This window comes from Flavobacterium sp. WC2430 (assembly GCF_040822075.1).
Lineage (GTDB): Bacteria > Bacteroidota > Bacteroidia > Flavobacteriales > Flavobacteriaceae > Flavobacterium.
The window spans coordinates 3,515,802-3,530,907 of the sequence record NZ_CP162007.1; the positions used below are offsets into that span (position 1 = coordinate 3,515,802).

10 protein-coding genes are annotated in these 15,106 nt (G+C 33.2%); 6 read left to right on the plus strand and 4 right to left on the minus strand.

From position 1 onward, the window contains the following. The first annotated feature begins 84 nt into the window (after nucleotides 1-84). The 6 genes from AB3G36_RS15335 to AB3G36_RS15360 all read left to right on the plus strand — a co-directional run bounded on the left by AB3G36_RS15335 (nucleotide 85) and on the right by AB3G36_RS15360 (nucleotide 10,440). Nucleotides 85-3,147: a SusC/RagA family TonB-linked outer membrane protein gene (locus tag AB3G36_RS15335; protein ID WP_367754166.1), complete on the plus strand. Its 3,063-nt coding sequence runs from the start codon at nucleotides 85-87 to the stop codon at nucleotides 3,145-3,147. A gap of 20 nt (nucleotides 3,148-3,167) precedes the next feature. Next, a complete protein-coding gene (locus AB3G36_RS15340; RefSeq protein WP_367754167.1) occupies nucleotides 3,168-4,649 on the plus strand; it encodes a RagB/SusD family nutrient uptake outer membrane protein in 1,482 nt (493 codons plus the stop codon). A gap of 126 nt (nucleotides 4,650-4,775) precedes the next feature. Further along, complete coding sequence (locus AB3G36_RS15345; RefSeq protein WP_367754169.1) at nucleotides 4,776-5,825, plus strand: glycoside hydrolase family 130 protein; 1,050 nt, start codon at nucleotides 4,776-4,778, stop codon at nucleotides 5,823-5,825. Then, nucleotides 5,825-7,066 carry an MFS transporter gene (locus tag AB3G36_RS15350; RefSeq protein WP_367754171.1) on the plus strand — a complete coding sequence of 414 codons (1,242 nt, stop codon included), beginning with the start codon at nucleotides 5,825-5,827 and terminating at the stop codon, nucleotides 7,064-7,066. The genes AB3G36_RS15345 and AB3G36_RS15350 overlap by 1 nt, the downstream gene beginning before the upstream one ends. Next, the gene (locus AB3G36_RS15355) at nucleotides 7,059-8,789 is read left to right on the plus strand and encodes a hypothetical protein (protein WP_367754173.1); all 1,731 of its coding nucleotides are present in this window, start codon (nucleotides 7,059-7,061) and stop codon (nucleotides 8,787-8,789) included. Before AB3G36_RS15350 ends, AB3G36_RS15355 begins: the two co-directional genes overlap by 8 nt. Nucleotides 8,790-8,811: 22 nt before the next feature. Beyond that, nucleotides 8,812-10,440: an alpha-glucosidase gene (locus tag AB3G36_RS15360; RefSeq protein ID WP_367754175.1), complete on the plus strand. Its 1,629-nt coding sequence runs from the start codon at nucleotides 8,812-8,814 to the stop codon at nucleotides 10,438-10,440. Between the two features lie 49 nt (nucleotides 10,441-10,489). On the opposite strand, the gene AB3G36_RS15365 is transcribed toward AB3G36_RS15360, so the two are convergent. The 4 genes from AB3G36_RS15365 to AB3G36_RS15380 form a co-directional block, all read right to left on the minus strand. Next, nucleotides 10,490-12,022 carry a SulP family inorganic anion transporter gene (locus AB3G36_RS15365; protein ID WP_367754177.1) on the minus strand — a complete coding sequence of 511 codons (1,533 nt, stop codon included), beginning with the start codon at nucleotides 12,020-12,022 and terminating at the stop codon, nucleotides 10,490-10,492. A 244-nt stretch (nucleotides 12,023-12,266) separates the two neighbouring features. Next, on the minus strand, nucleotides 12,267-14,231 hold the full coding sequence (locus AB3G36_RS15370; protein WP_367754179.1) for a response regulator: 1,965 nt from the start codon (nucleotides 14,229-14,231) through the stop codon (nucleotides 12,267-12,269). Next, entirely contained in the window at nucleotides 14,228-14,650 is a 423-nt protein-coding gene (locus AB3G36_RS15375; protein ID WP_367754181.1) for a response regulator, read from the minus strand. The genes AB3G36_RS15370 and AB3G36_RS15375 overlap by 4 nt, the downstream gene beginning before the upstream one ends. An 18-nt stretch (nucleotides 14,651-14,668) precedes the next feature. Then, nucleotides 14,669-15,079, minus strand: coding sequence for a response regulator (locus tag AB3G36_RS15380; protein WP_367754183.1), 411 nt, complete (start codon nucleotides 15,077-15,079; stop codon nucleotides 14,669-14,671). Nucleotides 15,080-15,106 lie beyond the last annotated feature (27 nt).

The window sequence follows — 15,106 nt, forward strand, 5'->3', positions numbered from 1 at the left end:
ACCATTAACTCATTTAAACAACCTAATTTTTACAGACATGAAAAAAAATAGCCTGATTATTAATCAATTTAATACTTTCTCCTGATGAAAAAAAATATGATCTACAAATTGTTTTTACTAGGCGTACTATTATCTGGGAGTATTGTAAATGCACAAACGGTTAAAGGTATTGTATCAGATAAAAATGGTCCAGTACCACAAGTAAATGTAATTGTTAAAGGTACAACTACAGGTACAATAACTGATTTTGACGGTAAATACACACTGAACAACGTGAGTCCAAAAGCCATTTTGGTTTTCAGTTATATTGGGTATAATAAAAAAGAAGTTGCGGTAAACGGAATGAACACTGTCAATATCACTTTAGATCAAGATGCACAAGTATTGGACGAAGTAATCTTAGTAGGATATTCATCTGCAAAAAAATCTTCTTTATCTAGTGCAGTAACAACGGTAAACATGGCTGATTTATCTAAAACAAAAGTCGCTGATGTTGCCCAAGCTTTGCAAGGACAAGTAGCAGGGGTTTTTGTAGCAGCAAATACTGGAGCTCCAGGAGACGGAATAAAAATTCGTATTAGAGGGGAAGGAACACTTGGAAATAATGATGTTTTGTATGTGGTTGATGGAGTTTCGACTCGTGATATTTCTTTCTTAAATCAATCCGATATAAAATCATTAACGGTATTAAAAGATGCTGCTGCAGGTGCCATCTACGGAGCAAGAGCGGCTGGAGGAGTTGTATTAATTACAACCAAAAGCGGAAAAAGTGGGAAAATGAGTATCACAACTGATTATTATACTGGATTCCATTCGGTTTCTAATCTTCCAAAGATGTTAAATACGGATCAATACTTAACTGTATTAGATCAAGCATGGCATAATACTGCTGGAAATTCCCCTACGGCTGCAAGTCCCTATGCAGCAGACAGAAGCAGAACCGATTTGGCAAACACCAACTGGCAAGATGAATTGTTTACGACTGGAATTTCTAAAAACTTTCAAACTTCGGTAAGTGGTGGTTCAGATGATGTACAGTACTTAATTTCAGGTGGATACTATGGAATTGACGGTATTGTAGTAGAAGACCATGATAAATACCAACGCTTTAACTTTAGATCTAATGTTAATGCAAATCTTTCGGATCGTTTTAAAGTAGGTACTAACCTTCAAATCAGTTATGCAAAACAAGACAAGCTTTCTTCTAGTGGTGATGCACCTGGGATCATAAGACATGCTTTGTTGAGACCACCCGTTTTAGGTGTTTACAAAGATATAAATGATCCAACTTATTCTGCTAGTAATCCTTATACCGATTTACCTTTTTACACGGGTCCAAATAGTGGTTGGAATAAAAATTATGAGTACACCTCAAACCCTATTGCCATCGTTCATTTTACAGATGACAAAAGAAATACTTACCAAACTTTTGGGAATTTATATGGCGAATATGCTTTCTTAAAAGACAAAGCTTTGAAATTTAGAAGCAATCTAGGAGTAGATATTCAATTCAATCATAACAAGAATTTCAGAGAAAATTTTGGTGATGCTGACATCAGTGATACTGGAAATCAATATTACGGAATGGGTAGAAATAATAGACCGAACAGACTAGATGAGAATAGAGGGGAAAACATGACTTTCACATTTAGTAACACGTTAAACTACGTGAAAACTATTAATGAAAAACATAGTATCGATTTATTACTTGGTATGGAAAACATCAATAGTAAATCATCGGCTGTAGGTGGTAGTCGTCAAAATTATGACAATACCACAGCTGCGTTCCGATATTTAGACTATGGTAATACCACAAATGCTTGGAGTTCAGGATCAGCTAACAACTGGGCATTGCAATCGTTCTTTGGTTCAGCCACCTATGGTTATGCTAGTAAATATTTTGCAACAGCAACCATGAGAGCCGATGCTTCCTCTCGTTTTGGACCGAATAACAAATGGGGTTATTTTCCATCTGTTTCTGGAGGATGGATTCTTTCAAGAGAAAAATTCCTAGAAAAAGCAGATTGGATATCTAATTTAAAATTAAGAGCCAGTTGGGGACAATCTGGAAATCAAGAAATTCCAAATAATGCTTATGAAACATTGGTTTCAACATCTGGTGGTGTCGTAAACATTATTCGCTATGGTAATCCTGATTTAAAATGGGAAACTACTACCCAAACCAATTTTGGATTGGATATGAGTGTTCTTAAAAACAAACTTTCCATTTCGGCGGATTATTTTATTAAAAATACAGATGATATTTTGCTAAATGTAACCTTGCCAGCAGTTTCAGTTGGGGTCATCAATCAAACTATTGTTAATGCAGGATCAGTAAGCAACAAAGGAGTTGAATTTGGAGTGAATTTTCAAAATAACGACCATGCATTTAAATATAGTATTAATGCAAATATGGCCACTTTGACAAATAGAGTGAACAAACTTCAAACTTATGTAAAGAGTATTATCGATGATGGAACGCATACAAAAACAGAAGTTGGACAACCTATTAGTTCTTATTACGGTTTAGTATTTGACGGTATTTATCAAAATTCAACAGAAATAAATACACAGTTATTTGCTAATGCAAATGGTGCTCAGCCAGGTGATATTCGATTCAAAGATTTAAATGGAGATGGTCAAATTAATGCCGATGATAGAGGAATTATAGGAAATGCTATTCCTAAATTTACTTATGGATTCTCTTTCTCAGGAGATTACAAAAACTTTGATGTTTCTTTCTTAATTCAAGGTGTTCAAGGTGTAGATCGTTACAATGACTTGAAACAAATTTTGGATTATGATAGTCGCCCATTCAACAGCACAACTGCAGTTTTGAATAGCTGGCATGGTGAAGGAACTAGCAACACTACTCCTCGTGTTACATTTAACAATAATGGTGGTGGAAATGTTTCTAGTGTTTTTGTTGAAGACGCTTCGTATTTACGTCTGAAAAATTTTGAACTTGGTTATACTTTTAATTCAAAAACAACTGGAATTAAAGGAATGCGCATTTATGCGTCAGGTCAAAATCTATTTACTATTACAAAATATACAGGATTAGATCCAGAATCAACTTCTTTGATTGATAAAGGTACTTACCCTCAATCCAAAGCCTATTTATTGGGAGTACAAGTAAAACTTTAATTAAACTTAAATATTTAATCATGAAAAATATATTAAAATCGTTACTCGTAATGAGCCTACTTTTTTTAACGAGTTGCCAGGACGAACTTACTTCTGATCCAATAGGTGCAACAACGCTAGAACAAGCTAATACTACTCCTACATTGAGTGCAGTTGAACTTTCGGTTAATTCCTCTTATCAATTACTATCCAATAGGCTAAACATATTAGCTGAATGGGATTGGGGTGGTGGTCTTGTCTTTCAAAATGATTATGTGATGCAAGATATTGCTTCGGATGATATGGAAAAAAAATGGAATCCTGATGGAGATCAACCTTGGATGGATGACATTAACAATTTTACCTTTACTTCAACAAATGGTGGACCTAATGGGTTATGGAAATATGATTATGAAGGAATAAAAAGAACCAATATCGCCATTGGATTCTTAACCAAATCAGATATTGAAGGGATAACTGGAATAAGCACACAAAGAAAAAACCAATTGTTAGGAGAAGCTTATTTTTTAAGATCATACTATTATTTTTCTTTAGTGACTAATTTTGGAGATGTGCCTTTAATTTTAGGATCAGTTCAAACGTATCAAGAGGCTTTTGATGTGGCTGTAAGAGCCAATAAGTCATTAGTTTGGGACAGTATCAAAAAAGATTTGGCCTTAGCCAAAGACTTATTACCCAATTCTAAATATTCATCGGCTACAGAAAAATGGAGAGTTTCAAAAGGAGCTGTAATTGCGCTTCAAGCGAAAGCTGCTTTGTATACTGAAAAATGGGCTGATGTAATTACTGCTGTCAATGAATTAGGACCATTGGGATTTAGTTTAAACACCAATTATTTTGATAGTTTCAGTACTTCAAAAGAGTATTCCGATAATGAAGTTATATTTTCTTATAATCATCAATCTGAGACCAATCCAAGAAGTGGAAATGGAATTTGTGCACCATTAGGTTGGGGATTTTTTGCGCCAAGCGCTGATTTCCTAAATTCATTTGAACCAAATGACCCAAGAAAACTATATACCGTAGATGGTCCTAATCAAAATGTAAATAAAATGTTAGGAACATTGGATGGTGGTAACAAAGGAAATGATGACGCACCTACAAACAAAGTGTATATGCGCTATGCGGATGCATTACTTTGGAAAGCAGAAGCACTAAATGAAACAGGAGATTATGCTGGAGCAATTGCAATTATTAATCAAATAAGAGCTAGAGCTAGAAATACAGTTACCGCTTTAGGTACATTTCCTCCTTTAGGAACTTTACCAGACCGATTACCTTCAACCGATAAAGCGATAGTAAAAGGATGGTTGATATCAGAGAGAAGAGCGGAGCTTGGGTTTGAAAATCAAAGAATGTTAGACTTGAAAAGATGGGGAATTGCAAAAGCAGTTATGACAGCACATGGGAAAAATTTTCAAGACAAACACATGCTTTATCCGATCCCACAGTCGGAGATTGATGCTTCAGCTGGACTACTAATTCAAAATACTGGATATTAATATAATAAGTTGGTTTGTTTAGATTTATTATTACCTTGAGAAGCAGTTAATTAGTATATTGCTGCTTCTCTTTTATAAAATTAAACACCTAGAATTATTTTTTGATTAATCAAAAAAACAACACAAATGACAGATATTGCCAATCGCTATAAAAACAATCCCATACTATCTCCAAAAGACTTAAATGCTAGTGATGATGCTATGATTATCGAATGTTTATTGAATCCAGGAGCATTCGAATTCAATGGAAGAATAGGGTTACTTTTAAGAGTTGCCGAAAGAACAGTTCAAAAGGACGGCCTTTTATCAGTTCCAATTTATAATAATGAGGGGAAAGTTGAAATTTTAAATTTTAAATTAGACGACCCTAAATTAAATGCTTCCGATTCAAGAGTAATTAAATATGATGGAACCGATTACCTTACCACTATTTCTCATTTGCGATTAGTTTGGAGCACAGACAGCGTTAATTTCATAGAAGACCCTGAGTATTCTTCTCTTTTTGGAGAAGGAGAATATGAATCCTATGGTATTGAAGATTGTCGTGTTACCAAAATTGAAGATACCTATCACCTTACCTATACGATGGTTTCTGCAAATGGCGTTGGTGTTGGGCTTAGAACAACAAAGGATTGGAAAACTTTTGAAAAAAAGGGGATGATTTTTAGTCCACACAATAAAGATTGTGCCATTTTTGAAGAAAAATTCAATGATAAATTTTATGCTTTACATAGACCTAGCAGTCCTGAATTGGGAGGTAATTATATATGGCTAGCCGAATCACCAGATGGCGTACATTGGGGGAACCATAAATGCATCGCTAAAACGCGTGAAGGAAAATTTGACAGCAAACGCCTTGGTGCAGGAGCGGCACCCATAAAAACAGATAAAGGCTGGTTAGAGATATATCATGGTGCTACAAAAGAAAACAGGTATTGCCTTGGGGCTCTTTTATTGGATTTAAAAGACCCATCCATCGTTTTGGCGCGTTCCGAAGAACCTATTATGGAACCAATGGAAACGTATGAACGTACTGGCTTTTTTGGCGAAGTAATTTTTACCAATGGCCATATTGTTAAGGGAGATGAAATTCAAATGTATTATGGAGCTGCAGATGAATTTGTTGGTTTAGCCACGTTTTCTATTACAGAAATCTTAAAAACACTACACGTATAATGGAAAAATTAGCAAGAATAGGCCTGAAGGATTTCACTAGAAGCACCAAAATATTAATACTTACCAATTTAATATATTCATTTGTATTGCCCGTAATTGATATTTTTGTAGCTTCTTATATAATGAGAAATTCAAATGATCCATCAAAAGTGATGCTGTATCAATTAGCCATATATACTGGTATTCCTATCACTTTTTTTATTAATGGTTTTTTGCTAAATAAAATAAATATTAAAAAATTGTTTTCACTTGGTATGCTATTGAGTGGCGTTTCCATGGTGTTCATGATGTCTTTGACTGAAATAACCTATTACGGGATAATTCCGGCTGGTTTAATCATGGGAATGTCCTTTGGCTTGTACTGGTCCAATAGAGATTATCTAGTTCTAGCTACCACAAGTGATAAAACCCGAAATTTCTATTATGGGTTAGACACTTTTTTCTACACTTTAACAGCCGTTATTGTACCAGTAATCATTGGTTGGTATTTAATGAATGGAAATGGAACTTCTAATGCAGGAGTGAATTCTGGATATAAGGTAGTTACTGGAATTGTATTTATTTTTACCATTTTAGCATCAATAGTATTTCATTTTGGAGATTATGAAAAACCTAAAAATGAAAAATTTCTATATTTTAAATTCCACAAACTTTGGACAAAAATGCTGCAAATGGCGGTTTTGAAAGGCTTAGCTCAAGGATTTATAGTAACAGCTCCGGCGATGCTTATGATGAAATTTTTTGCCTCTGAAGGCGCATTAGGAACCGCACAATCAGTAGGCGCTATTATCGCGGCAGTTATTATGTTGATTTTAGGGAAACTTTCCTCTCCTAAACATCGGTTGGTCATTTTTAGTATCGGACTAATCTTTTTCTTTTTAGCTTCCTTTTTTAATAGTCTAATGTTTAATTCGACAGGAGTAATTATTTTTATCTTTCTATTATTGATAGCAAGGCCCATTCTTGACATTGCCTACTTCCCTATCCAACTTAGAGTTATCGATTTATTATCGGAAGTAGAAAATCGAAATGAATTCTCATATATCTTAAATCATGAATTTGGTTTGTATGCAGGACGCCTCTTAGGAGCAGGAACTTTCTTAGGAATTGCCTATTTTGGAAATGCCGATGATGCCTTGCGTTATGCTTTATTAATCATTGCCGTTATTCAATTACTCTCTATACTAATTGCCAAACAACTTTTGGATCAACAATCAAAACTAGAAAATAAACATGCTTAAAAAATCATATATACCGTTATTATTACTCTGTATTGGATTTAATTCTTGCAGTGTAACTCAATCTAAAATGGCGTTGGTTCCTGCTGTAAAGCAAGAATTGTTAGCCCGCATAACTGCAATGCCTAACCTTCCAAAACCGTTTAAAATTTTAGATTTTAATCAATTAGCTAAAGACTACGATGCCAAAGTGTACGATGCAAATCAAACAGGGAAATACTGGCCACTAATTTGGAAAGATGATTCCCGTAAAAATTTCGATCAAGAAACCTTCGGGATTTACACTGCCATGGGCGATGTAAGACAGGGTGTAGAACATTATAAAGGCATTTTTCATGAATCGTTAGCGAGTATTGGATCCGTGATGGGCGCCAGTTTAGTAGGAATTGACAAGTCCAACCAAAAAGGCAAAGACTATGTAGGAATGCTGAAAAATTATTACAATAGTGATACCAAATGGAATATAATCATGAACAATACTTCTCCTGAGGTTGCTCTTCTAGGAGGTGGTTATGCTAGAGACTGGTGGTATGATGTATATCCCAATTTAATGTTTTATGCGGTTGCTGATTTTTATCCAAATGAAAAAGATTATACAACAATACAACGTTCAATTGCTGATAAATTTTATCAAGCCGATTCAACAATGGCGGGCAATTACCATCATTCTTTTTTTGATTATTCCACTTTAGAACCTAAAGACAGTTGGATTTGTAAACAAGAAGATGTCGCCGCAGGTCATGCCTATGTGCTTTATTCGGCTTATCAAAAATTTAAAGACCCTAAATATTTAAAAGGCGCCGAATCATCATTGCAAGCACTTTTAAATCAAAAAGACAATCGGTATTATGAAATACTAATGCCTTTTGGCGCTTATGTAGCAGCCCGATTAAATGCAGAAGAAGGTAAAAGCTATGATTATTCTAAAATTATGGATTGGACCTTTAACGGCACTCCTGAATGTAGAGAAGGATGGGGGATGTTATTGGATAATTGGAATGGTTATGATGTTTCAGGATTAATGGGAAGTACGGTTGATCATGGAGGTTTTGCCTTTTTGATGAATACGTATGATTCTATGTGGCCTTTGGTACCAATGGTACGTTATGATCCAAGGTATGCCAATGTAGTTGGAAAATGGATGCTGAATGCCAGTAATGCAATTAAATTATTTTATCCATACGAAATTGCAGATGACCATCAAACGATACCCGAACAAAAAGAGTATACTAAAGGTGTAATTGCTTATGAGGGTTTGATTAAAAAATCACATCTTAAAAAATATGAAAACATTCAAGCGCCTGTTGCTATTGGTGATGGTCCCAACTGGATAGAAGGAAATCCGGATGTTTCTCAGTTTAGTGTTTATGGAAGTGGTCATGTAGGAATCGCAGGAGCTATTATTGAAAAAACTGATGTTCCTGAAATTCTAAAATTGAATTGTTTAGCGACTGATTTTTATCGTGTGGAAGCCTTCCCTACTTTTCTATTATACAATCCATTTGGAGAAGGAAAAACGGTGACTTATCAAACAAAAAATAAGGCAAAAGTAGATTTATACGATGCTATTACTCATCAAGTGATATTGAAAAATGTATCTATGACTGGAGAAATTACAATTCCTATGATGGCTTCACGGTTGATTGTTGAAATTCCAGCTGGATCACGAATCAACTTAAAAGACGGAAAGTATTATGTGAATAATACAGTGATTTCGTATTTGTAAATTGTAATGAATTTTAAATCAAATGAACTACTCCAAAATAGGTATATCAATTGTAATGCTTTTGCTTTTTTTCTCCTGCAACAAAGAAAAGAAATCAACCACAGATAAAGTGTGGTGGAAAGAATCGGTTTTTTACGAAATCTACACTCCCAGTTATAAAGATTCCGATGGGGATGGATTTAGTGATTTTAAAGGATTAACCTCTAAATTGGATTATATTAAAGGTCTTGGTGTAAAAGGAATTTGGTTAACCCCGTTTCTAGAATCTCCCAAAGTGGATAACGGATATGATGTTGCTAATTATTTCAAAGTGGATCCCACGTATGGTACTATCGAAGACTTCAAACTATTTTTGGCGGAAGCCCATAAAAAAGATATTAAAATTATTATGGATATGGTTGTCAACCATACTTCCACCGATTCAAAATGGTTTCAAGAATCTCGTAAGTCAAAAGACAATCCGTATCGCGATTATTATATTTGGAAAGACAAACCCAACAATTGGGAGTCTTTTTTTGGAGGATCCGCTTGGGAATTGGACAAAAGCACCAATCAATACTACTATCATCAATTTGACACGAGAATGGCAGATCTTAATTGGGGAAACCCAAAAGTAGTGACCGAAATTCAAAAAATGTTACGGTTTTGGTTGGATTTAGATGTAGATGGATTTCGTATGGATGTAATTAATTTTTTGACTACAGATGGAATAACGCAGGACAATCCAATGAAAAATGGCGTTCAAGAACATTTGAATGATATCAATCAAAAAGGAGTTAAAACTGCCATGAAATCAATAAAATCGGTGGTGAATGAGTATGAGAATCGGTTTGTCGTGGGCGAAATAGGAAGCGACAAAATAGAAGTTCTTAAACAGTATCAATCTCCTGATTTACTGGATGTGGTTTTTAATTTCAATTTTGGGAGCATCAAAGAATTCTCTGCCAAAAGAATCTATAATGAGTTGCAAAGCATGGAGAAAAATATGCAAAACTACCCAACTCTATTTTTTGGAAGTCATGATATGCCAAGGCTTGTAGATCGTTTGGCTAAAAACAATCCCAAAAGAGCCGAAGCATTGGCCGCTTTGATGTTAACTGCCAAAGGAGTGCCTTTTATTTATTATGGTGAGGAAATTGGAATGGAAAATATTGTAGCTAATTCGATTACTGAAATAATGGACATTCAAGGGCGTACCCAATATGAATTGGCTTTGAAAGAAGGAAAATCAAAAGTCGAAGCACTAAAAATTGGAAACGAGCACAACCGAGACAAATCTAGAAGTCCAATGCAATGGAATAATCAATCATTTGCGGGTTTTTCGGATAAATCTTCTTGGATTAAAGTAAATCCAAACTACACCAACTTGAATGTAGTTAATTTAGAAAAAAATGAAAATTCCATTTTAAATAAATATAAAAAACTTATTGCTTTACGTAATTCCCAGCTTGCACTTCAATATGGAAGTTATACAAACTTATCGTTTTCGAATGATTGTATTCGATTTGAAAGAACTTTTAAAGGAGAGCATATTAAATGTTATTTTAATTTTGGAAAACAACCCCTTGAAATTAAATTAAACCCTAAAGAAACCATCTTAGCGGGTGAAAATAAAATGGAACCCGATAGTTATTTAATTGTAAAACAATAATAAATTTTATAAGAAAAGGACTTGAATAATTTCAAGTCCTTTTCTTATTTTAATCAATTGCCACTTTGTAAGTGGGATCTTCGATGATATTGATATCGATAACATCATCGGCATTGTGAAGTAACTGACGACAGTCGGCACTTAAATGGCGCAAATGGATCTTCTTCCCTACTTTGGCATATCGTTCCGTTAATTTATTTACAGCATCGATAGCACTCATATCAGCAATCTTACTTTCTTTAAAATCTACAATTACATCATTTGGATCATTTAAAATATCAAATTTTTCAGCAAAAGCAGTGGTTGAACCAAAAAATAAGGGTCCATATATTTCATAATGTTTTACCCCTTTTTCATCTACATATTTTTTAGCTCGAATGCGTTTAGCACTTTCCCAAGCAAAAACTAAAGCTGAAATTATAACTCCGATTAAAACTGCCAAGGCTAAATTGTGTAATAAAATGGTAATCACCGCCACAAGGACACCAACAAATATATCTTGTTTTGGCATTTTGTTAATTATTCTAAAACTAATCCATTCAAATGTACCAATGGCAACCATAATCATTACCCCAACTAGTGCGGCAATAGGCAATTGTTCAATGATAGGAGCTCCAAATAAAATAATGACAAGAATAGTTAAGGCTGCAATTATTCCTGATAAACGAGCTCTAGAACCAGCGGACAAATTAACCAAGGTTTGTGCAATCATAGGACAACCACCCATACCAAAGAAAAATCCATTCAATACATTAGCACTGCCTTGTGCAATACACTCTCGGTTTCCTTTTCCTTTAGTTCCTGTTATTTCATCTACTAGATTTAAGGTCAATAATCCTTCTGTTAATCCTACCGAAGCCATAATTAAAGCATAGGGGAAAACCAATTGCAAGGTTTCAACAGTCCATTCAATATTTGGAATATGAAAAGGAGGAAAACCACCACTGATAGAAGCAATATCGGCCACAGTTTTGGTTTCAATACCCAAACCTAAAACCAATCCAAAAACTACAATAATAGCAACTAATGAAGCAGGAACGGCTTTTGTTATTTTAGGAAAAAACAAAACAATGGCAATGGTTAACAGTACTAATCCCGCCATAATATATAATGGATTTCCAGATAACCAAACACTTTGACCATTAACAATGGTTTTGAATTGTTCCAGTTGGGACATGAAAATAATAATGGCTAAACCGTTAACAAATCCAAACATAACGGGCTGTGGAACGAGTCGGATAAATTTACCCAACTTAAACAGTCCTACCAAAATTTGCAAAACACCAGCCAACGCCACTGCTGCAAAAACATATTCTAATCCATTTGACTTCATTAAAGCAATTAAAACAATAACTGTTGCTCCTGCTCCACCTGAAACCAAACCTGGTCTTCCTCCAAAAACAGCGGTAACCAAGCCCATTATAAAAGCAGCATATAAACCTACCAAGGGAGGAAAACCAGCTAAAATTGCAAAAGAAAGTGATTCAGGAATCATCGTCATGGCGACTGTTAAACCTGCTAAAACTTCCGTTTTGTAATTTACCTTTTGAGTAAAATCGAATAAATTGAAATAATGTTTCATTCTTTTGTTTAAAAATTTGTAAAAATAATGGCAGTGGAAAAATTTAAATTTCCAAAAAAAATGAAAAACCAATAAAAAATTGGAAATGACACACATGCCAAAATGCCTATGTCAAGGCGTAGTAACTTAAGAAAACGAGGGGTTTCTCTATTCTCAAGAATTACAAATGTAAATCTTTTTAACAGATGTTCAAATAGAATTATAAAAAGGATGAATTTAGAAAAACTATACTTAGTAATTCTTCCTATATATCTAAATTAAGGTTTCTATATAATTTTTCAAGAAGCACATTAAAATCAAATGGTTTTGATAAATAATCATTCATTCCTGAGTTAATACATCTCCTCTCTTCATCAGCAGTAGCGTGTGCAGTTAAAGCAATAATGGGTACTTTTGATTTTATTCCAGAAAGATTTCTCACCTTTTCAGTCACTTCATTACCATCCATTTCTGGCATTTGAATATCCATCAAAATAATATCATATTGATTTTCTATTATTTTTTCAAGAGCAATTAACCCATTTTCGGCAATTTCAATTTGTTTATTCCACTTCTCAAAAACTTTTTTTGTTAGAAGTTGATTAATCTTATTGTCTTCAACCAATAAAATATTTTTATTCTCTAAAAAACTAAAATCCAATTGTTTTGCTAATACTCTATTCAAGTCTATACTATTAAATTCTGCTATTTTATATTGAATTCCAAATGAAAACTCGCTCCCTTTTAAAAGTTCACTTTTTACTTTAATAGAACCACCTTGTAATTCTATTAATTTTCGTGTAATTGTAAGTCCTAAACCCGTTCCTCCAAATTTTCTAGTAGTTTCATTTGATGCTTGATTAAAACTTTCAAATATAGCATCAATTTTATCTTCGGGTATCCCTATTCCGGTGTCAATTACATTAAAAAGAACTAATGTTGACTTGTTGGCTTTCTTCTCTTGATTTACAACTAATTCAACTTGTCCTTGTTCCGTAAATTTTAATGCATTCCCTACAAGGTTAATTAATATTTGAGATAATCGTGTTGGGTCACCAATTAATGCATCATTAATTTTAGGATCAATTGTGCTTTTTAGAATAACTTTCTTCTCATTTGAAAGAGGAGATAATAATTCAATAACTGAATTCACTGTTTTTGACAATGAAAATTCAATTGATTCAAATGTCATTTTATCGGCTTCAATTTTAGAAAGATCTAAAATATCATTAATGATAACCATTAAATTTTTTCCTGCTATTTTTATAGCTTCAACGCTTTGTTTTTGATTTCCATCCAATTCTGTAAATTCAAGAATACTAGCAAATCCAATAATTCCATTCATCGGAGTACGAATTTCATGACTCATGTTTGTCAGGAACCGCTCTTTAATTCGTACTGAGTTTTCGGCTATATTTTTGGCATGAATTAACTCTTTTTCTGTTTTCTTCTGTTCTGTTATGTCTTGAATGGTTCCTAAAACTTTGAACGGTTTATCACTTTCATCATTAATACAAATAATATATTCGTTTATGTGTTTTATAGTCCCTTTTTTAGTCATAATGCGATGACTAAAACTAACTTCTTCATTATTAGCCTTAACTTCTTCTAGTTTATTTTCAAATAATAAAATATCATTTGAAGAGGTAATACAAGACTTAAAAGTACTCATTGATGGCATCACTGTATTATCTAATTCAAGTATCTTAAACATTTCTTCAGAAAAGAATACCTCGCCATCATTCAAATTGATTTCCCAGCTCCCTATCTTGGCTAACTTTTGAGCCTCAGAAAGTCTTTTGGAATTAATCTTTAAAGCAAATTCAGTTTTTTTACGAAGATTCTGACTTTCAAATAATTTCATAGCATTTCTCACACTATGGGAAATACCATCAGAAGTCAATAGTGTTTTAGGCATATAATCAGAAGCACCAGCTAGAATAGCTTGACTTGCAATTTTTTCATCTCCTTGAGAAGTAATAAAAATCACAGGTGTTTCTATGGCTAAGCTCCTTATTTTTTTAAGGATACTTATCCCATCTGAATCTGGCATCATATAATCTAAAAAGATGAGATCAAAACAAACTGATTCCAATTTTTCAAAACCTTCTTTTGCTGAATAAGCACTTTCAATTTCTGCATTAATATCTGAACGAGAAATAGAACGTATTATAGTAATTGAATCAACTTTATCATCATCAATTATTAATATTTTTAATGGTTTTGTCATATTTTATTATTATCTCTTGGAAACTCAATAATGTCTAAGTATGCATTAAGTATAGAGTAAACTTCAGTTATTTTATCTTTATCCATAGGCTTATGAATAAAACCAGCAATGTTTAAGTCTAAAGCTTCGTTCTTGTTACTGTCTGAATTGGTTAATACAAAAACTAAGAGGGATTTTAATATTGGATGTTTCCTTATTTTTTTCAATAATTCCATCCCGTTTACTCCTTCTCTATTTATATCTATAAAAATTACTTTTGGTACTGGACTTAATTTAGTATTACCTTGTAACAATGACCATGCCTCAATTTCATTTGCAGCTAAATAAATAATAGACTGATCGTTTAGGCCCAAAAAAATATCTTTTGTGCTTTGAGCATCAATTTTATTATCTACCACAATAATATTCAAATTCTTCATAAATATTATTTTAAAATTTTACATCTCACATAACTGCCAATAATTTTTTAATGTTGAAACAGACATAAGAAATTTTTCAAATGATAATGGTTTAAGAATGTAACCTGCGACATTAAGATCATAGGCTTTAATTTTATCACTGTCTTCATTTGAAGTCGTCATGACAAAAACAGAAATATTTTTCAGTTTCTCCGTTTCTCTAACAATTTTTAAAAATTCAATCCCATTCATTTTCGGCATATTTATATCCAAAATAATAATTCTTGGTAAAGGAACTATAGTACTTTCAAGCATTTCAAGTGCTTCAACACCATTTCCAGCTACAAAAAGAGGATTTTTAATATTATTTTTTAAAAATGCTCTTTTAACATTCATTACATCTACTTCGTCATCTTCAACTAATAAAATGTTTACTAATTTTTCACTCATTTTTTTTATTTTAAAATAAATTTATAT